Here is a 21,577-nt window from a genome sequence, read left to right as displayed (position 1 = left end):
CGTAGCGGTCGCCCTGCATCGCCTGCTCGCCGGGCGCGCTCGGGTGCGGCGCTCCGCGAAACGCACCGGTCGGATCCTGAGTCGCCGGCAAGTACGGTCGCGTTCGTGAGCGAACGGTCGATAAGGATTGCCAACTTCTCCGGGTATCTCGGCGACCGCTACTCGGCGGTGGACGAGGTGATGGCCGGCGACCCGGTGGACGTGCTGGTGGGGGACTACCTGGCGGAGGTGACCCTGGCGGCGCTGGCCGCCCGGCACCGGCAGGACCCCGGCAAGGGCTACGTGGACTACTTCCTGGACCAGCTGCGCCCCCACCTGGCCACGCTGAAGCGGCGGGGGGTGAAGGTGGTGGCCAACGCCGGCGGGTTCAACCCGGCGGCGCTGGCCGGCGAGCTGCGCGGGATGGCCGCCGCCGACGGGGTGCCGCTGCGGGTGGCGCACGTCGAGGGGGACAACGTGCTGGCCCGGCTGGACGAGCTCGCCGCCGACGGCCACCCGCTGACCCACCTGGACACCGGGGCGCCGCTGGCCGAGTGGGGCCATCGGCCACTCGCCGCGAACGCCTACCTGGGCGGCTGGGGGATCGCCACCGCGCTGGCCGAAGGCGCCGACGTGGTGGTGTGCGGCCGGGTCACCGACGCCTCGCTGACCGTCGGGCCGGCGGCCTGGTGGCACGGGTGGCGCCGCGACGACTGGGACGCGCTGGCCGGCGCGCTGCTGGCCGGGCACATCATCGAGTGCGGCGCGCACGCCACCGGGGGCAACTTCTCCGGGTTCACCCGGATCCCGGACATGCTGGTCCCCGGGTTCCCCATCGCCGAGGTTGCCGCCGACGGCACCGCGGTGATCACCAAGCACGGCCCGGACGGCGGCGCGGTCACCGTGGACACGGTCACCGCGCAGCTGCTGTACGAGATCCAGGGGCCGGTGTACCTGAACTCCGACGTCACCCTGCACCTGGACGAGGTGGAGCTGACCGAGGAGGGGCCGGACCGGGTGCGGATGTCCGGCGCCACCGGGTCGCCGCCGCCGCCGACCACCAAGGTGGCGATGTTCGGCCAGCTCGGGTACCAGACCGTGCACACCGTTTACGTGACCGCGCCGGACGTGCCGGCCAAGGTGGCGCTGCTGCGGGCGCAGATCGGCCGGGACCTACCGGACGGCGTCGAGCTGGAGTTCACCCCGATCGGCACCGCCGCGCCGGACCCGGCCAGCCAGTGGGAGGCCACCGTCGGCCTGCGGGTGATGGCCACGGCCGGGGACCGCGAGGCGCTGGACGCGTTCGGCCTGGCCACCCGGCTGGGCAGCCTGTACCTGCAGAGCATCCCCGGGTTCTTCCTGGACGGCGCGGTGCCGCCGAGGGCCACCGCCCGCCCGGTGATCGGCTACTGGCCGGGACTGTTGCCGCAGTCGGCGCTGGCCCACCGGGTGGTGCTGGACGACCGGGCGTTCGACGTGCCCGCGCCGCCGGACACCGCGCTGACCGGCCAGCCCGCGCACCCCGAACCGGAGCCGGTTCCGACCGGCGGCGCGACCCGAACCGCGCCGCTGGGCGACGTGGCCTACGCCCGCAGCGGGGACAAGGGCGGCAACAGCAACGTGGGCATCTGGGCGCCCGACCCGAGGGCCTGGGAATGGCTGCGCGCCACCCTGTCCACCGCCGAGCTGCGCCGGCTGATGCCCGAGCTGGCCGGGCTGGACGTGGTCCGCCACGAGCTGCCCAAACTGCGGGCGGTGCACTTCGTGCTGCGCGGCCTGCTGGGCACGGGCGGCTCCTCCAACACCCGGGTCGACCAGATCGGCAAGGCGGTCGGCGAGTACCTGCGGTCCAAACCGCTCCCGGTGCCGGTGGAGTTGCTTGACTAGCGGCGGATGTTGGCGACGACGTTCATGCCGGGCAGCAGCTGGGCGCCGTCGGGGTTCAGGATCGAGATCTTGACCGGGACGTACTGGTCGACCTTCTGAGGGTTGGTCGGGTCGCTGTCCGGGCTGGGGAAGATGGTGAACCGGCCGGCGGTCGCCCGCTGGATCTCGGTCACCACGCCGAGAGCGTGCGCGTGTGGGTAGGCGTCGACGGAGATCTCCACCCGCTGGCCGGGGCGGACGTGGCTGATCTCGTTCTCCTCGACCCGGGCGGTGATGAAGATGGCGCCGGGGTCTTAGGCGACGGCCAGGGTGGTGCCGGCGACCACGTACTGGCCGTCCAGGACGGTGTTCGCGGCGACGGTGCCGGCGCCGGGTGACCGGATGGCCCGCTTGGGCTGCGCACCGCCGCCGGTCTCCTGGATCCGGCCGACCACCTGGTTCGGCCGGACCGCCGCGCCGGCGTCGATCTTCCAGTCGGTGACGTTCCCGGTGATCGGGGCGTTGATGGCGATCTGGTCGCCGTCCACCTGGGCGTTGTCGGTGGACACGTAGTGACGCGAGTACAGCAGGTAGGTGCCGGTGAAGGCGAGGGCCTCCAACAGACTCACCGCCAGGATGACCACCAGCGCCACCCTGGTCGACCGCTTCAGCTTGGTCATGTCCGGATCCCGTCTCAGTGGGCCATCGGCTTGTCGGCGCCCGCCGCCGGGCGCCCGGAGCGGAGCAGGAAGGCGAATGCGACGGCGGCCAGGGTGACCGTCCCCGCGATGGCGAACGCGTTGCCGTAGGCCTGCGTCTGGACCTGGTTGGACAGCTGCTGCCAGAGCTGGATCAGGCCCGGGTCGCCCTGTTGTTGCAGCTGGGCGACGCGCGGGTTGATGTCGGCGCCGCTGCCCGCCAGCAGACCGGACCGGTCGGCCCACAGCTGTGCGCGGTCGGCGGTCACGATCGCGGTGAGCACGGCCAGGCCGAGCGCCGAGCTGACCCGCTGGGTGAGGGTGCTGATCGCGCTGCCGACGTCGGTGAACGCATTGGGCAGCGCGGACAGCCCGCCGGTCATGACCGGCATCATGCCCAGGCCGAGCCCGGCCGCCATGACCACGGTGCCGAGGACCACCTCGCCCCGGGGGACGCCCACGCTGATGTCCGAGAGCATCAGGATCCCGGTCCCGGTGAGGGTGAGCCCGGCGACCGCCAGCCAGCGGGCGCCGAACCGGTCGTAGAGCTGCCCCGCGACCGGCATGAGCACGGCCATCACCATCCCCTGCGGCAGCAGCACCAGGCCGGCGTCCAGTGCGCTCAGCCCCTGGACGCTCTGCAGGAACACCGGGATGTAGAACATCACCGCGAACAGCCCGATCATCATCCCGGCCACCAGCACCAACGAGTTCACGAACGGCCAGTGCCGGAACACCCGCAGGTTCAGCAGCGGGTGGTCGACCTGCAGCTCGACCACCACGAACAGCGCCAGCAGGTTGACCGCGACGGCGAACAGGATGAGCACCGGGTAGCTGGTCCACCCCCAGCTCGAGCCCTCCTCCAGTGCGAGCAGCAGGGCGAACAGGGCGCCGGCGATGCAGGCGAACCCGGCCAGGTCGAACGGCCGGCCCCGGTCGGTGGGGAACTTCGACAGCACCGCGACGGCGGCGATCGTGCCCAGGATGCCGATCGGCATGTTGACGTAGAAGATGGCCCGCCAGTCGAAGTGCTCGATCAGGTAGCCGCCCAGGGTCGGGCCGATGGCCGGCGCGACCACCACGCCGACGCCGTACATGCCCATGGCGGCGCCGAGCCGGTTCCGGGGCACGATCCGGTAGAGGATCGTCTGGCAGGTCACCGGGATGACTCCGCCCGGGATGGCCTGCAGGATCCGGAAGAAGATGAGGCTGCCCAGGCCGCCGGCCAGCGCGCACAGCGCCGAAGCCACGGTGAACAGCACCAGTGACCAGATGTACACCCGCTTGAGCCCGAACCGGGCGCCCAGCCAGGCGCTCGCCGGCACCACCACGCCCTCGGTCAGGCTGTACGCGGTGCTGATCCACTGGACGCTCTCGGTGCTGGCGCCGAAGTCCTTGCGGATCGAGGTCATCGCCACGTTCACGATGCTGGTGTCCAGGATCGACATGAACATGCCGGCGATCAGCACCGCCAGCGGCAGCCCCCAGCCCTTCGCCGGATGCGGCGTGAACGGGTCGGCGGTCCCCGCCGGGTGGCCGGGGGAGCGACGTGTCTCGTTCCGCCGGGGTTCGAGCTCGAGGTCAGCCATGCGGTCAAGCCTGGAGTAGGGCACCATCCGTACGCAATAGTAGACGAGAGAGTTTCTTATTAGCTCCGTCACGGTTTCTTGTGGCGCTCGAGGGCTAGGGTGTGCGGATGGTCGACGCGGCACCTTCGGTCCGGCGCCGCAAGCGGGGTGACGAGCTGCGCGCCGCGATCCACGCCGCCGTTCTCGACGAGCTGCGGGAGAACGGCTTCGCCGCGCTGACCATGGACGCGGTCGCGGCCCGGGCGCGCACCGGCAAGGCCACGCTGTACCGCTACTGGCCGGGCAAGATCGAGCTGGTCGTCGACGCGGCGCAGTCCGCGATGTCGCGCACCGAGCTCCCCGAGGACGACGGCGACCTGCGCGGTCAGCTGCTCGCGGTGCTCCGTCAGGTGGCCGACGACCTGGGTGGCCCGACCGGGCTCGCGGTGCGGCACCTGATCGCCGAGCTGATGCGGTCGCCGGAACTGTTGTCGACCGTCGGCCCGCTCATGGCCGACCCGGCCCTGCCGCCCGTCCTCGAGGTGCTGCGGCGGGCCGCCGTCCGGGGGGACATCCCGGTGGCTGCCCTGACGCCCCGGGTCGCCTCGGTCGGACCGGACCTGCTCAGGTCGCACGCCGTGGTCAACGGCACGCCCATCGCGGAGGCGGTGGTGGTGGAGATCGTCGATCTCGTCCTGCTGCCCCTCCTGCGAGGCTACCGGGAGGCGCCCGGTCTTACGGACCGGGGTTGAGCCGGCGGTTCACCTCGCCGGCCTCGGCCACCAGCTTGTCGATCAGTGCGCACGCCGAGGGGGTGGGCTTGCGGGTCGAGGGCAGGGTGAGGCCGACGCTGTGCCCGATCGGCTCCAGTGAAAGCGGCAGGCGCACGATCCCCGGGTCCTCCTCGGTGATCAGCCGGGGCAGCGCGGCCACCACGTCGGTGTCGCGCAACAGCTGGCGCACGGTGAGGAACGACGTCGCCTCTACGCGGTTGGCCGGCAGCGGGACGTCGTTGCTGTGGAAGAGCTGCTCGAGCTCGCGGCGCAACGCGGTCTCCGGGCCGGGCAGGATCCACGGGTAGCCGGCGAGGGTGGCCAGGTCCACCGCCTCCGCCCCGGCCAGCGGGTGGTCGTCCCGCACCACCAGCACCACGTACTCGTCGTAGAGCTTGCGGCGGGTGAACTCCTCGTCGGAGATCTGGGTGAGCCGGCCGACGATCAGGTCCAGCCGCCCGGCGGCCAGTTCGACCAGCAGCGACTCCGGTGTCCCGTCGCGCACCGCCACGGTCAGGTTCGGGCGCTCCGCCTTCAGCGCCGCGATGGCCCTCGGGAGCAGCACGTTCGAGCCGAACAGGTGGGTACCGACGACCGCCGTGCCGCGTTCGGCGCCGGCCAGCTCCACCACGTGCCGCGCGGCCTGGCGGGCCTGCGCCAGGATCGCCCTGGCGTGCTCGGTGAACGCCTCGCCGTACACGGTCGGGATGAGGCCGCGCGGGCCGCGGTCGAACAGCGTCACCTCGAGGATGTCCTCGAGTTCCCGCAGGCCCCGGGTGGCCACGGGCTGGGTCACGTGCAGCTCGGCGGCGGCGCCGACGATCGTTCCGCGCCGCGCGATCGCGTCCAGCAGCACCAGGTGCCGGAACTTCATCCGGCCGTCGAGCAGCCGGGGGAGCTGGTTGGGTGCCATCAGTTCGCACTATAGCCAGATGAACATATGAAATTAAGTGATTGGTATTTGTCAGGCATATCAAGAGGTGGCGACGATGACTGACATGAACCCGGGCAACGAGGCCAGGACCGTGGCCGGGAAGGCGACCCCGCGCGGCCGCTTCCCCCATCTCAAGCGCGCGGGCGACCTCGTGTTCGTCTCCGGCACCAGCAGCCGCCGGCCGGACAACACGTTCGCCGGCGTGGAGGTGGACGAGCTCGGCACGACATCGCTGGACATCCGCGTGCAGACCGCCGCCGTGCTGGACAACATAGGCGACATCCTGGCCTCGGTCGGAGCGGGCCTCGCCGACGTCGTCCAGGTGACCAGCTACCTGGTGAACATGAACGACTTCGGCGGCTACAACGAGGTCTACGGCCGCTACTTCGACGAGACCGGCCCCAGCCGCACCACCGTCGCCGTGCACCAGCTGCCGCACCCGCACCTGCTCATCGAGATCCAGGCCGTCGCCCACGTGCCGGGCGAGAGGAGCTGACCGTCATGACCGAGATCAACCCGGTGTTCAACTTCGTGAAGTGGGTCGAGGAGCACCAGCACCTGCTCAAGCCGCCGGTGAACAACAAGCAGATGTGGCAGCGCACCGGCGACTTCATCGTGCAGGTGGTCGGCGGCCCGAACCAGCGGACCGACTTCCACGTGGACCCGTACGAGGAGTGGTTCTACCAGGTCAAGGGCAACATGCACGTCAACCTGATGACCGGGGACGGGCCGCGCACCGTGCACGTGCGCGAGGGCGACATGTGGCTGCTGCCGCGCAACGTGCCGCACTCCCCGCAGCGCCCCGAGGCCGGCTCGATCGGCGTGGTCATCGAGCGCATCCGCGAGGAGGGCACGCGGGAGCGGTTCCAGTGGTACTGCGGGAACTGCCAGGCCCTGGTGCACGAGGCCCGGCTGCAGGTGCGGGACATCGTGACCGACCTGCCGCCGGTGTTCGAGCGGTTCTACGCGGACGAGGCCGCGCGCAAGTGCCGGCGGTGCGGCACCGTGCACCCGGGCAGGTCCGCCTGATGGCCCCGGTGGTCGACGTCCACACGCACTTCGTCCCGCGCGGCTGGCCCCGGCTCTCCGAGGACCCCGAGGCGCCGTGGCTGCGGGTGGAGAGCGAGCGCGAGGCGACGATCATGGCCGGCTCGCGCGAGTTCCGCCGGATCCAGGCCAACTGCTGGGACGCCCACCTGCGGCGCCGCGAGATGGCCGAGGACGGGGTAGACCTGCAGGTGGTCTCGCCGACGCCGGTGTTCTTCTCCTACGACCGCCCGCCCGCCGAGGCGGCCCGGATCGCGAAGATCTTCAACGACCTGGCGCTGGAGATCTGCGAGCCCTCGGGCGGGCGGCTGCTGCCGTTCTGCCAGGTGCCCCTGCAGGACCCGGACCTGGCCTGCGCGGAGCTGGACCGGTGCCTGGCCGCCGGCCACGCCGGCGTGGAGATCGGCAACCACGTCGGCGACCACGACCTGGACGACGCCGGCATCGTGGCGTTCCTGCGGCACTGCGCCTCGGCCGGCGCGCCGGTGTTCGTGCACCCCTGGGACATGCCGGACTCGCCCCGGCTGGGCCGCTGGATGTCCCGCTGGCTCACCGGGATGCCGGCCGAGACCCACCTGTCCCTGCTGGCGATGATCCTCGGCGGGGTGTTCGACCAGGTGCCCGAGTCGCTCAGGATCTGCTTCGCGCACGGCGGCGGCTCGTTCGCCTTCTGGCTGGGCCGGCTGGAGAACGCCTGGTACGAGCGACACGACGTGATCGGTGGCTCGGCCAAGCCGCCGTCCAGCTACGTCGGCCGGTTCTCCGTGGACAGCGTGGTGTTCGACCCGTCGGCGCTGCGGCTGCTGGTCGACGTGCTCGGCGTGGAGAACGTCCTGCTCGGCAGCGACTACCCGTACCCGCTGGGGGAGCGGCCGGCCGGGCAGGTGGTGCGCAAGGCGCAGTTCCTCACCGAGGAGGAGCGCGGCCTGCTGCTCGGCGGCAACGCCGCGCGCTTCCTCGCCCTGCCGGCCTAGTCGGGCACCGCCCACGGCCCGCCGGGGTCGGCCCACGGACCGCCCAGGGACGGTTCCCTGCGCCGCCGTTGGCGCACCCGCTTCGGTGCCGAAGCGGGTGCCGCTGGCATCTCCGGCAAGTCCTGTACGGCTGGTTCTTCTTTGACGATCATAGCTGTGGCCTGCATAAGTAGGAAACTACTACTAGCTACTTGGAAAAAACAAGTAGATAAGTGGTCTTCTGGAGCTACACCCGTTAGGCTGACGCGGTGGCGGGGCGCAGGAAGTACGACGACGGGTGCGCGGTGGCGCACGCGCTGGACCTGATCGGGGAGCGCTGGGCGCTGCTGGTCGTGCGCGAGCTGCTGCTCGGGCCGAAACGGTTCACCGACCTGCACCAGGGGCTGCCCGGGGCCAGCCCGGACATGCTCACCCAGCGCCTGCGGGAGCTGGCCGAGGCCGGGTTGGTGCGGCGCCGCCGGCTGCCCGCCCCCGCCGCGTCCTGGGTGTACGAGCTCACCGACTGGGGGCGCGAGCTGGAGCCGGTCCTGCTGGCGCTGGCCCGGTGGAGCGTCCGGTCGCCGACGATGCCGGTGGAACCGCCGTTGAGCGTCGACTCGGCCGTGCTCTCGCTGAAGACGCTGTTCGACCCGGCGGCGTCCCCCGGGTTCACCGCCCGGCTGGCCCTGCGGCTGGGCGAGCACCGCTTCGGGGTGTACATCGCGCACGGCGAGATCACGGTCGGCCGGGGCGAACCCGAGAACCCGGACGCCACCCTGGAAACCGACGCGGCCACGTTGCGCGCCCTGCTGCTGCGCCCCGAGCAGTCGGTGGCGGCGCTGGTCGCCGCCGGGGACCTCCGCACGGACGCCGACCCGGAGCTGCTCGAGACCCTGCGCCGGCTGTTCCCGGCCCCGCAACCGGCGACTGCCTAGCTCAGTCGGCCAGGGTCCAGTCGCCGTAGTCGGCCACCAGCCGGAGGGCGAGCTCGAGCTCCAGGGCCTTCTCCTGGATCGGGCGGCGACGGGCCTCCTCGGCGCGGGCGATCCGGTAGTGCACGGTGTTCTTGTGGGTGTGCAGCGCCTCGGCGGTGCGCGGGGCGTGGCGTCCCTCGTGCAGGAACACCGCGACGGTCTGCCGCAGCTCGGCCATCCGGGGGTCCCGGGAGGCCAACCCGCCGAGCTGGTCCAGCACGAACGCGCGGATCCGGTTCCGGTCCGGCTTGATCAGCGAGAGCACCGCGACGTCCGGGTAGGCGGCGAACGACGGGATGTCCGGGAGGTCCTCCACCGTGAGGCTCGCGTAGTGGGCCTGGCGGTTCGTGGTGATGAATCCCGGCAGGCCCCGGGCCGGGCCGCCCATGGCCACCCGCAGGTCCAGGTCGGCCGCGCACTGCGCCAGCGAAGGCGCTTCCCTCGGGTCGCTCGCGCCCACCCAGGCCCACTTCTGCCCCGAGTTGAACGGGACCACCAGCGTGTGGCGGGTGCCGAAGGCCTGGCCGGCGTGCTCGACGAAGCGTTCGACGGCGGACTCGAAGTCACCCCGGGCGCCGCCGGACGGATGGGTGATGACGAACCCGACGTGCGCGGCGCGCAGTTCGTAGCACAGCTCGGCGGACGCTTGCGCCACGTCAGTCAGCCGGCCCTGCAGGACCGCCTCCACGGCCCGCAGCCGCCGCGCCTGGAAGTGGGTCCGGAGCCGTTCGTAGTCCTCGACGAAGCCATCTACCGTGTGGGCCAGCGTGCCGTCGACGTAGGCGCTCCACCAGATCATGCAGTGGTGCAGGATCTCGTTGAACGGCGACGCGGCCTCCAGCTCGCCGAACGCCTGGCCGAGGAAGTCCTGCAGCAGCAGCGCCTGGCCCCGCCGGTACACCTCCAGTAGCTCGGGCAGCGAGATGCCCGCCTTGGACATCATCGCGCCGCTGTTGAATGCCTCCGGTCGTATCGCCGCCGCTTCCTCGGCGGGTGTCGATCCGGCCATAATCCGGGCGAATGCGGTGATGTTGTACCGGCATATTTCGCGCACCGTCTCGACGAATAGCTCATTGGTGGAGAATTCCGGCCGCTGGGCGTAGATGTTCTCCATTTGGTTGTCGATGTACCGGGCCATCTCGCGGGAAAGGATTCGGGACAGCGGCTCCATGGCCGCCCGGGCCTGTGGGGAAATTGGCTGTCCGGTGTGCGCGATGAGCTCCGCGGCCGTGACGGCCAGGTTTGGTTGCCCGGGGTTCGCGGTCACGGCGGCCATGATGCCCGGCGGTATCCGTCGCCGTCCAGTGTGTCCCACCGTCGGGCGCCGATTTGGACGGCCGCACAAGATGACTGGTCAGCGGCCCATGGTCGGTAGTGGGGCGCGCGCTTAGAGTCCCGAGCCAACGTGTCGCCGAAAAGGTGGGAAGGGCTATGGCGCTCCTGAAAGTGGCGAAGCCGCCGTTCGACGTCGACGAATGGAAACGGCTCTCGCACGTCCGCCGGATACGCCCGCTGGTGTTGCGGTGGGTGGAGTACGGCACCGACTCGCCGGGCGCGGTGCACATCTTCTACATCCTGAAGATCGTGGCTTACTGCTGGGGTGGCGTCGCCATTATCGCCACGACACCGGGCCTTGGCGGGGTGACCGAATTCCCGCAATGGTGGACCGAGCCGATCGTCTACCAGAAGGCGGTCGTGTTCACCATGCTGTTCGAGGTTCTCGGCTTCGGCGGCGGTACCGGCCCGCTGTTCTTCAAGTTCCTGCCGCCGTTCACCGCCTTCCTGCACTTCTTCCGCCCGGGCACCATCCGGCTGCCCCCGTGGCCGGGCAGGGTGCCGTTCACCTCGGGCGACCGGCGGTCGGTCGTCGACGTGCTGCTGTACGCCGGGTTCGTCGCGGCGGCGGTCCACCTGTTGCTCTCACCCGGGTCCGGGCCGGTCCCGCCGGGCGCCGAGGTGGGCCTGCTGGCCCCCTCGGTGATCCTGCCGGTGGTGATCCTGCTGGGCGCCCTCGGCCTGCGCGACAAGACCGTCTACCTGGCCGCGCGGGCGGAGATGTACTGGATCGCCTGCCTGATCTTCTTCTTCCCCTACGCCGACATGATGATCGGGCTGAAGTTCGCCCTGGTCGCCATCTGGTGGGGTGCCGGGGTCTCGAAGCTGACCCACATCTTCCCCTCGGTGGTGTCGGTCATGATCAGCAACTCGCCGTTCCGGCCGAGGTGGTTCAAGCGGATGATGTACCGCGACCCGCTCCACGACATCCGCCCTTCGCTGGCCGCCGGCGTGCTCGCGCACACCGGCACGGTCATCGAGCTGGGCCTACCCGTGGTGCTGCTGCTCGGTGACGGCGGCGTGGTCTCGGCGGCCGCCGTCGCTCTCATGATCATCTTTCACCTGCACATCATCTCCACCATCCCGGTGGGCGTGCCCAACGAGTGGAACGTGTTCATGATCTTCGGAACGCTGTTCCTGTTCTGGGCGCACGCCGACCTCGGACTGTCGTCCGTCCAGCACCCCGCGCTGATCGTGCTGGTGCTGCTGGCGCTGCTCACCCCGGTGGTGGTCGGCAACATGCGCCCCGACCTGGTGTCCTTCCTGCCGGCGATGCGGTACTACGCGGGGAACTGGGCGATCGGGCTGTGGTGCTTCCGCGACGGCGCCGACCGGCGGCTGGGGGAGTGCGTCACCAAGGCGTCCGGGTTGATGACCGAGCAGCTCACCCGACTGTTCGACGCCGACACCTCGGAGCTGACCAACTTCCGGTTCCGGGCCTTCCGGTCCATGCACCCGCAGGGCCGCGCGCTGAACGGCCTGCTGTCCCGCGCGCTGGACGACGTCGACCGCTACACGGTGCAGGACGGGGAACCGATCACCGGCACGCTGATCGGCTGGAACTTCGGTGACGGGCACCTGCACAACGAGCAGCTGCTGGCGGCGGTGCAGAAGCGTTGCCGGTACGAGCCGGGCGAGCTGGTGATGGTCTTCCTCGAGTCGCAGCCCATCCACGTCCAGCGGCAGCGTTACCGCATCGTGGACGCGGCCACCGGCGAGATCGAGGCCGGCTACGTGTACACGAAGGACATGCTGACCCGCCAGCCGTGGCTGAGCGAGGACGACGTGAGCTTCCCGGTCGAGGTCATCAGCACGGGACCGGGGCGGCGGTACGAGAACCCGCGCGCCTCGGTCACCGAGAGGGAGTGAGCGCAGTGGTCGCGCCCCGCCTGGAGGCCGGCTCGCCGCACCCGTTCAACGGGATGGGCGTGTGGCGGCTGATGACCACCCGCGCCGGAGTCGGGGGTGACCGGCCGTTCGTCACCTGGCAGCCGTTCGACGCGCCCGCCCGGACCTGGACCTACCGCGAGCTCGCGCGGGAGGCCGCCTCGGTGGCCGCCGGGCTGGCCCGGCGGGGTGTCCGGCCCGGTGACCGGGTGCTCATCCACCTGGAGAACTCGCCGGAGTTCCTGTTCAGCTGGTTCGCCTGCGCCGCGCTCGGCGCGGTCGCGGTGACCACCAACACCCGGTCGGCGCCCGACGAGCTGGCCTACTACGCCGAGCACTGCGGCGCGGTCGCGGCGATCACCCAGCCCCGGTTCGCCGAGCTGGTCGCCAAGGCGGCCCCCGGCCTGCGGTTCATTGCCTGCACCGACCACGACAGCGGCGTCCCGGCCGACTCCGGCGAGGACCCGTTCGCCGGGTTGGCCGGTAACCCGGACGACCTGGTGGCCGCGCCGTCCGACCCGCTGGCCCCGGTGAGCGTGCAGTACACCTCCGGCACCACCTCCCGCCCGAAGGGGGTGCTGTGGACCCACGCGAACGCGCTGTGGGCCGCGCGGACCAACGCCGCGCACGAGACGCTCCGGCCCGAGGACTGCCACCTCACCTACCTGCCGCTGTTCCACACCAACGCGCTGGCCTACTCCACGCTGGCCACCCTGTGGACCGGGGGCCGGATGGTGCTGGTGCCCAAGTGGTCCACCAGCCGGTTCTGGGACGTCTCGCTGCGGCACGGGTGTACCTGGCTGTCCCTGATGGGCCTGACCCAGCGCTTCATCCTGGGCAGCGAGGTGCCGGCCGGGCACCGCTACCGGCTGTTCGGCGGCCCGGTGTGCGACCTGGACTCGGACGCCCGTTACGGGGTGAAGACGCTCGGCTGGTGGGGCATGACCGAGACGCTGGCCACCGTGGTGGTCGGTGACCCGTACTGGCCCAGCCGCCCGCTGTCGATGGGCCGGCCGGCGCCGGAGTACGGCGTGCGCGTGCTGCGGGCCGACCGCACGCCCGTGGAGCCGGAGGAGACCGGCCAGCTCGAGGTCCACGGCATCCGGGGGCTGTCGCTGTTCGCCGAGTACCTGGACAACCCGGAGGCCACGGCGGAGAGCTTCACCGAGGACGGCTGGTTCCGCACCGGTGACCTGGTGACCTGGCACGGCGACGGGCACCTCAGCTTCGCCGACCGGGACAAGGACATGCTCAGGGTCGGCGCGGAGAACGTCAGCGCGGCCGAGGTGGAGCGGGTCATCCTGCAGGTCCCGGGGGTGGTGGAGGCCGCGGTCGTGGCGCGCCCGGACGACAAGCTGGACGAGGTGCCGATCGCCTTCGTCACCGCTTCCGGCGCCGACCCGGACGGCATCGCGGAGCTGGTCGGCGCGGCCTGCCGGCGGATGCTGGCCGACTTCAAGGTCCCCCGCGCGGTGCATGTGGTGCGCGAGCTGCCGCGATCCACGCTGAGCAAGATCGACAAGAAGGAGCTCCGGTCGGTGGCGGCCGAGGACGCGGACCGCGGCGCGGCCCAGGTGAGATGGGCCGCCAGCGCGACCACCGACCCCTCCGGCGACGCCCGCTAGTGATCAGTGCCCTCGCGCGGTACTAAGCGCGACCAGCCTCACGGTTGAACATCTATGTCTCATTCAGTACGCTTATGTCACGTACAGGACAGGCATGGGTAAGGTCAACGGTGAATACAACTGAGAGACGCATCCACGCGGCGGCGTTGCGGCTGTTCGCCGCGCGGGGCAGCAAGGACGTCACCATGAGCGATCTGGCCGAGGAGGCCGACGTCGCCCGGGGGACGCTCTACCGGAACGCGCGGTCGATCGAACAGCTCTTCCAGCAGGCCAGTGCCCAACTGGTGGCCGACCTTCATGACGCCAACGCGCGGGTGATGGACGACCACCGCTACCTCGACCCGCCACTGCGGCTCGCCACCGCGATCCGCATGATCGTGCGCCGGGCGCACGAGAACCCCGCTGTGGGTCGGTTCCTGGTGCAGTTCGGGTTGACCGAGGAGTCGCTGCGGGAAGCCCTCATCGGCCCGCCGATGCACGACCTCGAGGCGGGGGTGACGGCCGGCCGCTACGCCGTCGCGCCGGAGATGAAGCTGAGTTTCGTGTCGCTGCTGATCGGTGCGGTCGTGAGCGCGATGTGGATGGTCCTCGAAGGCCACCAGACCTGGCGCGAGGCGGGTACGGGTACGGCCGTACTCGTCCTGTGCGCTCTCAGTGTCCCGCGCGAAGAAGCTTCGAAGCTGGCCACCGCGCCACTGCCCACGCCGCCCGAAAATCTGTAGGAGATGGATAAATGAGCGAGAGTGCGGGCTTGACGCTGGAGCAGATGGTCGCGTCTTTCACCAGGTTCGGCCGTGCCATGGAAACCCAGAACTTGTCGGAAATGCGGGCGGCGGTCGTTCCGGATTTCACCTGGACCATACCGGGATCGAACCTGCTCTCCGGTGTCACGGTCGGGCCGGACCAGGCGGTCGAGCGTGGCCGGGCCATTGCGCGGTTCGGACTGAAAGCCGAATTTCTGAGCACCACGGTCACCGGTCCGCTGAGCCTCGAGGTCGTGATCCGCGACGTCGGTAGTCACAACGGGCGGACCCTGGACCTGACCAGCACGGACCGGGCCACTTTCTCGCCCGACGGGCGGCTGGTCACGCTGACCAACCACGTTCGGGACAGCGGCACGGTCGAGCGGGCCAACGCATTCTTCGGCTAGGAGCAGTCGTGGATGCGGACGTAGCGGTCGTCGGCCTGGGCTCGATGGGCTCGATGGCGGCATGGCAGCTGGCGGCGGCCGGGACAGATGTTCTGGCATTCGAACAGTTCGGGATCGGAGACCGCCGGACGGCCGCCGGCGGTGAGTCCCGCGCATTGTTCCGCGCGCTCGAGCCGCGGACCGGGCCAACCCCACTGGTCGATCGGGCAATTCAACTTTGGGAGCAGCTCGAGGAGGAAAGCGGGCACTCCCTTTACGTCAGATCGGGCACGCTGGTGATCGGCAAGCGGTCGTCGGCGCGCATGCGAGCCCTGGTCGATCTGGCCGGCGGCGGCCGCGGGCTCGAGGTGCTCGACCATCTCGAGACGCGGCGGCGGTATCCCGCGCACATCGTGGGGCCCGACGACCTCGCCGTCTTCGAGAACCAGGGCGGGGCGCTGAGGTCGGAACCGGCGGTGGTGGCGGCCGCGCGGCTCGCCGGGAAACGCGGCGCGCGGTTCGTGACCGGCCACCCCGTGACGCGAATCGAATCCGGACCGGCCGGCGTGACGTTGGAGGCCGGGGGCCGGACCTACCGCGCGCGGAAGGCGGTCGTCACTCCCGGTCTCTGGACGAGCACGCTTCTTCCCGAACTCGCGCCGCACGTCGTCACCCGTCGTTGCGCGCTCTCCTGGTGGGCGGCCAACGACCCGGCCCTCTTCACCCCGGAGCGGTTCCCCTGCTTCGTACGGGAAAGCGCCGGGCGGGCGCGCTCCGGCGCCGAGTACTTCGGCATGCCGGCGCTCGACGGCAGCTCGGTCAAGTTCGCCAAGCTGGACACCTACGGCCTGGTCGCCCCGACCGACCGGCTGGACCAGTACCTCGAGGACGCGGTGATCGAGACCGACCGGGCCCGCCTGCGCGAGTCCCTGACCGGCCTGCACGACTACCCGCACCGCATTCACGTGGCCATGGAGGGATTCACCGCCGACGGCGCCCCCGTGATCGGTCCGTTGCCCGGCCGGGAGAACGTCATCGTCGCGGCGGGGTTCTCCGGCGGCGGCTTCCGCATCGCGTCCGCGATGGGCGAGGTCCTCGCGGGGATCGCGACCTCCGGCACAGTGCCCGAGAGCGTTGCCGGCCTGTCGGTCGAGCGGTTCGCGGCCGCCCGGTCCTGAATCCGAGGTCGGCCGGACGCGGCCCGAGCTCGGGACCCCGCCGTTGAGTTTGACCCGGGAGACCGTCATCATGTCGAACGTGCGTTCTAGCGATGAGGGTCCGTTACCGCCGTACGTGACGGCCAAGGAAGCGTGGTGGCAGCCGGGGGTGGCCGGTCCGAGCAGGGCTCGGGCGGTGTGGGTACACCTGGACCGGCTGTTTCCCGACGACCCCGAGCTGCGCCGCCAGGTGGTGGTCGACGGGCTGGACCTGAACCGGCGCGCCCGGGGCCTGCTGGCCAGGTGGTGGCGGGGGTCGCGGGGCCAGTGGCTGGGCGAGGTGACCTACACGATGCACTTCATCGACGGCCGGGAGAACACGCTGTTGTGGCGGGACCAGCTCGTCCCGGCGTTCGCGCTCACCCCGCGCGCGGACAACCGTCCGCTGCAGGACTGAGGGTCCGGATGGTGCGCTCGAACTCGTCGAACACCGTGCTGAGCAGCTCGGTGTCCACCGGGCGGTGCAGCTGTTGCATGCCCACCAGGAGGGCCACCCCGGTGGTGGCGAGGCGGTCGGCGTCCCGGGCCGGTACGCCCAGGTCGACGATGATCGCCCGCAGCGTCGCGTGCCGTTGTGCGTCCACCTTCCGCTGTGCTGCCTCGACCCGCTCGTCGCTGCGGCTCCACGCGCGGATGGCCGCTTCGGCGTCGTGCGGCAGGGCGAGGGCCTGCCGCCGCAGCACGCCGAGGCGCTGCTCGACCCCGGCTTCGGCGCGGGCCAGCCGCACGATGCGCTGCGTCTGCTCGTCCTCCCAGTGGGCGAGCAGTGCCTCGACGAACCCCGCCCAGCCGCCGAAGTAGTGGTAGAAGGACCCGCTGGTCACCCCGAGCGCCTGGCACAGCCGGCTGATCGTCAACCCCTCGGCCCCGTGTGCGGCCAGCTGGCCCAGTGCGGCCGCGAAGTACTGGTCCTGGGTGACCTTGAGGTGGCGCGGCTCCCTCGGCATCGCTGGCACTCCTTGCTGTGAGCAGCTGCACAAGGTCCTTTGACCTGCACCGATTGACTATAGCATAAGTTACGTTATGGTCAGAATCAGACCCCATCGCCGAGCTGAGGAGGCAGGCCCGTGGAGACCACGCGAACCTTCGACCCGCTGGACATCTCGTCGCACTCGTTCTGGGCGCAGCCGCCGGCGGTGCGTGACCAGCGGTTCGCGCGGCTGCGGGCCGAGCGCCCGGTGTCCTGGCACCGCCCGGCCGAGACCGATCTGATGCCGAACTCGGACGACCCGGGGTTCTGGGCGTTGACCCGGCACGCCGACATCGTCGAGGCCAGCCGCAACGCCGAGGTGTTCGCATCCGGGCAGGAGTTCGGCGGGGTGATGCTGGAAGACGTGCCGGCCGAGGTGCTGGAGGCGGCGCACTCGATCCTGGCTATGGACGCGCCCCGGCACGTCCGCCAGCGCCGGCTGATCAGCTCGGTGTTCACCCCGAGGCGGGTGGCCCAGATCGAGGGGCAGATCCGCAACCAGGCCTGGCTGATCGTGGACGAGGTGGCCCCGCTGGGCGAGATCGACTTCGTCGAGCAGGTCGCCGCACGGCTGCCCATGTGGACGATCTCGGAGATGATCGGGATCCCGATGGAGGACCGGGAGCGGATCACCGCCGCCGCCGGTGCGATGGTCGCCTGGAACGACCCGGACTTCATCGGCGACGGCGAGCCGATCAACGTGCTGTTCAACTCGCTGGTGACGCTGCACGGCGGCGCGTCCGAACTGGTCGCGCGGCGCCGGGAGGAGCCGGCGGACGACCTGATGACCGCGCTGGCCCAGGCCGAGCTGGACGGCGAGCGGCTCACCGACGCCGAGATCGCCGCGTTCTTCGTGCTGCTCTGCGTGGCCGGCAACGACACCACCCGCCAGACCGCCAGCCACACCGTCAAGGCGCTCCAGGACTTCCCCGAGCAGCGGGCCGCCCTGCTGGAGGACTACGACGGGCGGATCGGCGCGGCGGTGGAGGAGTTCGTCCGCTGGGCCAGCCCGGTGATGACCTTCCGCCGCACCGCGCGCACCGACACCGAGGTCGGCGGACAGAAGATCGCCGCCGGGGAGAAGGTCGTGATGTTCTACCGCTCGGGCAACCAGGACGAGGCGGTGTTCGACCAGCCGCTGCGCTTCGACATCGCCCGCAAGCCGAACAACCACATCGGGTTCGGCGGCGGCGGTCCGCACTTCTGCCTGGGCAGCCACCTGGCCCGCACCCAGCTCCGCGCGCTGTTCCGGGAGCTGCTGTTCCGGCTTCCGGACCTGCGGGTGGGGGAGCCGGAGTACCTGGCCGGAAACTTCATCAACGGCATCAAGCGGCTGCCGGTCACGTTCACCCCCCGGGACTGAGCGATGCGCCTGGTACCGCCCACCGACTCGCTCTACCTGTGGGCCGAGTCGCAGCGCAGCCCCGCGCACGTCATATCCCTGCAGATCTTCGAACCGCCGCCGGACGCCGGACCCGAGCTGCTGGACGAGATGTACGCCGCGATGACCGACCGGGACGCCGTCAAACCGGCGTTCCGGCGCCGGCCCTACCGCTCGGCGGCCACCGCCGGCCAGTACGCCTGGGCCTACGACGAGGACATCGACCTGGCGCTGCACGTGCGCCGGGTCGCGCTGCCCCGCCCCGGCCGGATCCGCGAGCTGCTGGAACACGTGGGTGACTTCCACGCCACGCTGCTGGCCCGGGACCGCCCGCTGTGGCAGGCCCACCTGGTCGAGGGCCTGGCCGACGGCCGGTTCGCCCTGTGCACCAAGATGCACCACGCCAGCTTCGACGGGGTCAACATGGCCCGGCACGTGCTGGGCGGCCTCTCGCCCGACCCGGGAGCGCGGGGCTGCGCCGCCCCGTGGATCACGCCGAGCCGGCCCGGCCGGCCCGCCACCCCGGCCGCGACCCGTCGCCCCACGGTCACCGCCATCGGGAAGGGTGCGCTCCGGGTGGCCGACCAGCTGGGTGGCACCGTCAAGGCGCTGGCCGGCGCCGGTGTCTCCTCGGTGCGGGACGGCGGGCCGACCCTGCCGTTTAGTGCGCCGCACACCATCCTGAACAACCGGGTCGGCTCCGCGCGCCGCTTCGCCGGCGACTCGTGGCCGATCGCGCGGCTGGTCGACGTCGCCAGGGCCACCGGCACCAGCCTGAACGACGTGGCGCTGACCATGTGCGCCGGTGCGCTGCGCGCGTACCTGATCGAGCGGGACGCCCTGCCCGGGTCGTCACTGGTGGCCATGGTCCCGGTCTCGCTGTCCTCCACCGACCCGTCCGCCTCGGCCCGTGACGGCAACTCCTGGGCCGCCGTGCTGTGCAACCTCGGCACGGACATCCCCGACGGCCTCACCCGGCTGCGGGGCATCCACTGCTCCATGCGACGCGGCAAACGCCTGATGTCCGAGCTCGACCCGGTCACCGCCACGGCGCTCAGCGGCGCGGTGCTCGGCGGGGTGCTGCCCAACACGCTGCCCGGCCCGCTGCCGCCCCGGCCCGCGTTCAACCTGGTCATCTCCAACGTCCCCGCCGTGGCCAAGCCGCTCTACCTCAACGGGTGCGCGCTCACCGACGCCTACCCGATCTCCGTAGTGACCGACGGCCAGGCGCTGAACATCACCCTGGTCTCCTACCGCGACCGGCTGTCGTTCGGCATCACCGGCTGTCACCGGTCGGTCCCGCACCTGCAACGGCTGCTGGTCCATCTCGAAGACGCCCTGCGCGATCTCGAGGACGCCCGGCCCGGCTCATGAAGCACCCGGGCGCTGTTTAGGATCACCGGATGAGACCTTCCGCACTGGAGCGGGCGCCGAAGATGGTCGGCCTGGTGACCCTGGTGGCCGGAGCTGCGCTGGTGGCCGCGCCCGGTCCCGTCGGCTCGGCGATGGGGCTGGGCGACCGGCGGTCGGTCGCCCGGACGGTCGGGGTGATGGACCTGGCCCTGGTACCGGGCCTGCTGCGCGGTCGTCCGCGCTGGCCGTGGATGGCCGCGCGGGCCGCGTTCAGCCTGGCCACGGCGACCATCTACCGGGCCGAGGCCCGGCGGTCGGATGGCCGGCGCGAGGCCGTCGGCGGCATGTACGGGATGCTCGGCCTCACCGTGGCGGACGTGGTGGTCGCCCTGGCGCTGCGCAACGCCGAACGCGCCTAGGCCGGCGCCCGCCCCTTCCACTCCACGGCGAGGGATGACCGCCCGCCTGAGCGAGTTTCACCTGCGGTTTTCGGGACAACCCTACCTGCCGATCGGGATCACCCCCCTCGGGTTCGGGTGTGCTCACCATGGTTCGGAGCCGGCCGCCACAGCACCCTTGTGACCAACACGAACTCCAGGTCAACAAACGAGGGGGAGTTGTCGTGACGGTCATTTCGCTCCCGCAGGAGTACAACGAAGAGGGTCTGTTCGTCGACCTGCGGTCGATCTTCGGCAGCTCGTTGTTCTTGAAGTGTGAGGGTTTCAACTTCGCCGGTTCGATCAAGCTGAAGGCGGCCGCTGGGATGGTCGAGGCGGCCGAGCGGGATGGGCTTTTGACGCCGTGGTCGGTGATCGTGGAGTCCTCGTCGGGGAACCTGGGTGTGGCGTTGAGCATGATCGCCGCGAGCAAGGGGTACCGGTTCATCTGTGTGACCGACCCGCGCTGCAACCTGGCCACCCGGCGGTTGATGGAGGCTCTGGGTGGTGAGGTGCACACGGTCACCGAGCCGGACGCGGCCGGTGGTTTCCTGGGCGCCCGGATCGATTACGTCCGGTCGTTGTGTGACTCGGATGACCGGTATGTGTGGTTGAACCAGTACGCCAACCCGAACAACTCGGCGGCGCACTACAAGACCACCGCGCCCGAGATCGCGTCCGCGTTCCCGCACCTGGACGTGCTGTTTGTCGGGGCGGGCACCACCGGCACGCTGATGGGCTGCGCGCGCTACTTCCGGCGCCACCACCCGCGCGTGCGGATCGTCGCGGTGGACGCGGTGGGCTCGGTGACCTTCGGCGCCCCTCCCGCGCGCCGGATGATCCCCGGGCTGGGCACCAGCGTCCGCCCGCCCCAGTTGGACGAGTCCTACGTGGACGAGGTGGTGTATGTGGAGGAAGCGGACACCGTCCGCGCCTGCCACCGCCTGGCCCGGCGGGGGTTCTTGTTCGGCGGGTCTACCGGGACCGTGGTCAGCGGCGCTACTCAGTGGCTGGCCGATCGCGGCGCCCAGCACCTCACCTCGGTGGCCATCGCCCCGGATTTCGGTGAGCGGTATCTGGACACCGTCTACCAGAGCACCTGGATCCACGACCTGTACGGCGAGGACGTGCTCGACGGCATCGACGGCGGGGCCGAGCTGCCCACCCGTTCCTGGTCCGCGTGATCCCGATGAGCGCTCCGAGCATCGAAAGCCGGCCAATGCAGGCACAGTCGCTGTCGGACCTGATCGTGGTTGACCAGCACGAGGCGCAGGGTTGGCGGGTCCGCCAGGACGAGCGTCTTGATCACTTGTTCGAGGAGCGCTGCGACTGGGTCCGCAAGTACGGGCGGCCCGGGCAGCTCGCGGTGGACGCGGGCGAGAAGTCCCTCAGTTACGAGGAGTTGGACGGCTGGGCCAACCGGATGGCCCGTTTCCTGCGGCTGCGCGGCG

General features: G+C 70.9%; 23 protein-coding genes. 17 read left to right on the top strand and 6 right to left on the bottom strand.

The window, feature by feature from the left end; genetic code table 11:
* Positions 1–105: 105 nt before the first annotated feature.
* A complete protein-coding gene (locus tag ABEB12_RS05130; protein WP_185062614.1) occupies positions 106–1,866 on the top strand; it encodes an acyclic terpene utilization AtuA family protein in 1,761 nt (586 codons plus the stop codon).
* On the opposite strand, the gene ABEB12_RS05125 is transcribed toward ABEB12_RS05130, so the two are convergent.
* Genes ABEB12_RS05125 through ABEB12_RS05115 form a run of 3 tightly spaced genes read right to left on the bottom strand, consistent with a single transcriptional unit; the run spans position 1,863 to position 4,132 of the window.
* The gene (locus tag ABEB12_RS05125) at positions 1,863–2,147 is read right to left on the bottom strand and encodes an HlyD family secretion protein (protein WP_185063105.1); all 285 of its coding nucleotides are present in this window, start codon (positions 2,145–2,147) and stop codon (positions 1,863–1,865) included. The two genes, ABEB12_RS05130 and ABEB12_RS05125, sit on opposite strands and share 4 nt — an antisense overlap.
* 12 nt (positions 2,148–2,159) lie before the next feature.
* Entirely contained in the window at positions 2,160–2,525 is a 366-nt protein-coding gene (locus ABEB12_RS05120; RefSeq protein ID WP_185062613.1) for a biotin/lipoyl attachment domain-containing protein, read from the bottom strand.
* A 14-nt stretch (positions 2,526–2,539) separates the two neighbouring features.
* Positions 2,540–4,132 carry a DHA2 family efflux MFS transporter permease subunit gene (locus tag ABEB12_RS05115; protein WP_185062612.1) on the bottom strand — a complete coding sequence of 531 codons (1,593 nt, stop codon included), beginning with the start codon at positions 4,130–4,132 and terminating at the stop codon, positions 2,540–2,542.
* A gap of 107 nt (positions 4,133–4,239) precedes the next feature.
* On the opposite strand from ABEB12_RS05115, the gene ABEB12_RS05110 reads away from it, so the two are divergent.
* Positions 4,240–4,863: a TetR/AcrR family transcriptional regulator C-terminal ligand-binding domain-containing protein gene (locus ABEB12_RS05110; RefSeq protein WP_185062611.1), complete on the top strand. Its 624-nt coding sequence runs from the start codon at positions 4,240–4,242 to the stop codon at positions 4,861–4,863.
* On the opposite strand, the gene ABEB12_RS05105 is transcribed toward ABEB12_RS05110, so the two are convergent.
* Entirely contained in the window at positions 4,847–5,797 is a 951-nt protein-coding gene (locus ABEB12_RS05105; protein ID WP_185062610.1) for a LysR substrate-binding domain-containing protein, read from the bottom strand. The two genes, ABEB12_RS05110 and ABEB12_RS05105, sit on opposite strands and share 17 nt — an antisense overlap.
* Before the next feature lie 76 nt (positions 5,798–5,873).
* Here ABEB12_RS05105 and ABEB12_RS05100 point away from each other — a divergent pair, with 76 nt between their 5' ends.
* The 4 genes from ABEB12_RS05100 to ABEB12_RS05085 all read left to right on the top strand — a co-directional run bounded on the left by ABEB12_RS05100 (position 5,874) and on the right by ABEB12_RS05085 (position 8,753).
* Complete coding sequence (locus ABEB12_RS05100; RefSeq protein WP_185062609.1) at positions 5,874–6,314, top strand: Rid family hydrolase; 441 nt, start codon at positions 5,874–5,876, stop codon at positions 6,312–6,314.
* A 5-nt stretch (positions 6,315–6,319) separates the two neighbouring features.
* Positions 6,320–6,847, top strand: coding sequence for a 3-hydroxyanthranilate 3,4-dioxygenase (locus ABEB12_RS05095; protein WP_185062608.1), 528 nt, complete (start codon positions 6,320–6,322; stop codon positions 6,845–6,847).
* Complete coding sequence (locus tag ABEB12_RS05090) at positions 6,847–7,839, top strand: amidohydrolase family protein (protein WP_185062607.1); 993 nt, start codon at positions 6,847–6,849, stop codon at positions 7,837–7,839. Before ABEB12_RS05095 ends, ABEB12_RS05090 begins: the two co-directional genes overlap by 1 nt.
* A gap of 248 nt (positions 7,840–8,087) precedes the next feature.
* Positions 8,088–8,753 (top strand): winged helix-turn-helix transcriptional regulator, encoded by a 666-nt coding sequence (locus ABEB12_RS05085; RefSeq protein WP_185062606.1) that lies wholly within the window; start codon positions 8,088–8,090, stop codon positions 8,751–8,753.
* A gap of 1 nt (position 8,754) precedes the next feature.
* On the opposite strand, the gene ABEB12_RS05080 is transcribed toward ABEB12_RS05085, so the two are convergent.
* Entirely contained in the window at positions 8,755–10,059 is a 1,305-nt protein-coding gene (locus tag ABEB12_RS05080) for a helix-turn-helix domain-containing protein (protein ID WP_185062605.1), read from the bottom strand.
* A gap of 164 nt (positions 10,060–10,223) precedes the next feature.
* Here ABEB12_RS05080 and ABEB12_RS05075 point away from each other — a divergent pair, with 164 nt between their 5' ends.
* The 6 genes from ABEB12_RS05075 to ABEB12_RS05050 all read left to right on the top strand — a co-directional run bounded on the left by ABEB12_RS05075 (position 10,224) and on the right by ABEB12_RS05050 (position 16,382).
* Positions 10,224–11,996, top strand: coding sequence for a DUF3556 domain-containing protein (locus ABEB12_RS05075; protein WP_185062604.1), 1,773 nt, complete (start codon positions 10,224–10,226; stop codon positions 11,994–11,996).
* A complete protein-coding gene (locus ABEB12_RS05070; protein WP_221498211.1) occupies positions 11,993–13,639 on the top strand; it encodes an AMP-binding protein in 1,647 nt (548 codons plus the stop codon). The genes ABEB12_RS05075 and ABEB12_RS05070 overlap by 4 nt, the downstream gene beginning before the upstream one ends.
* A 146-nt stretch (positions 13,640–13,785) precedes the next feature.
* Positions 13,786–14,361: a TetR/AcrR family transcriptional regulator gene (locus tag ABEB12_RS05065; RefSeq protein WP_345702578.1), complete on the top strand. Its 576-nt coding sequence runs from the start codon at positions 13,786–13,788 to the stop codon at positions 14,359–14,361.
* 29 nt (positions 14,362–14,390) lie between these two features.
* A complete protein-coding gene (locus ABEB12_RS05060; RefSeq protein WP_185062603.1) occupies positions 14,391–14,789 on the top strand; it encodes a nuclear transport factor 2-like protein in 399 nt (132 codons plus the stop codon).
* An 8-nt stretch (positions 14,790–14,797) separates the two neighbouring features.
* The gene (locus ABEB12_RS05055) at positions 14,798–15,946 is read left to right on the top strand and encodes an FAD-dependent oxidoreductase (protein WP_345702577.1); all 1,149 of its coding nucleotides are present in this window, start codon (positions 14,798–14,800) and stop codon (positions 15,944–15,946) included.
* A 79-nt stretch (positions 15,947–16,025) separates the two neighbouring features.
* Entirely contained in the window at positions 16,026–16,382 is a 357-nt protein-coding gene (locus tag ABEB12_RS05050; protein ID WP_185062601.1) for a hypothetical protein, read from the top strand.
* Here the strand turns inward: ABEB12_RS05050 and ABEB12_RS05045 are convergent.
* Positions 16,345–16,932 carry a TetR family transcriptional regulator gene (locus tag ABEB12_RS05045; protein ID WP_185062600.1) on the bottom strand — a complete coding sequence of 196 codons (588 nt, stop codon included), beginning with the start codon at positions 16,930–16,932 and terminating at the stop codon, positions 16,345–16,347. The two genes, ABEB12_RS05050 and ABEB12_RS05045, sit on opposite strands and share 38 nt — an antisense overlap.
* 120 nt (positions 16,933–17,052) lie before the next feature.
* Between ABEB12_RS05045 and ABEB12_RS05040 the strand changes: the two genes are divergently transcribed.
* From ABEB12_RS05040 to ABEB12_RS05020, 5 genes are all read left to right on the top strand, one after another.
* On the top strand, positions 17,053–18,318 hold the full coding sequence (locus ABEB12_RS05040; protein WP_185062599.1) for a cytochrome P450: 1,266 nt from the start codon (positions 17,053–17,055) through the stop codon (positions 18,316–18,318).
* Between the two features lie 3 nt (positions 18,319–18,321).
* Positions 18,322–19,710: a wax ester/triacylglycerol synthase family O-acyltransferase gene (locus ABEB12_RS05035; RefSeq protein ID WP_185062598.1), complete on the top strand. Its 1,389-nt coding sequence runs from the start codon at positions 18,322–18,324 to the stop codon at positions 19,708–19,710.
* 29 nt (positions 19,711–19,739) lie between these two features.
* Positions 19,740–20,108 carry a hypothetical protein gene (locus ABEB12_RS05030; protein WP_185062597.1) on the top strand — a complete coding sequence of 123 codons (369 nt, stop codon included), beginning with the start codon at positions 19,740–19,742 and terminating at the stop codon, positions 20,106–20,108.
* Positions 20,109–20,311: 203 nt separating this feature from the next.
* Positions 20,312–21,310 (top strand): 2,3-diaminopropionate biosynthesis protein SbnA, encoded by a 999-nt coding sequence (sbnA, locus tag ABEB12_RS05025; protein ID WP_185062596.1) that lies wholly within the window; start codon positions 20,312–20,314, stop codon positions 21,308–21,310.
* 35 nt (positions 21,311–21,345) lie between these two features.
* A partial coding sequence (locus ABEB12_RS05020; protein WP_345702576.1) for a hypothetical protein occupies positions 21,346–21,577 on the top strand: 232 nt, incomplete at its 3' end.

This window comes from Actinospineispora eucalypti, from assembly GCF_039543365.1.
Lineage (GTDB): Bacteria > Actinomycetota > Actinomycetes > Mycobacteriales > Pseudonocardiaceae > Pseudonocardia > Pseudonocardia eucalypti.
The sequence above is the reverse complement of the archived record's forward strand: the minus strand, read 5'-3'. Positions and strand labels throughout refer to the sequence as shown.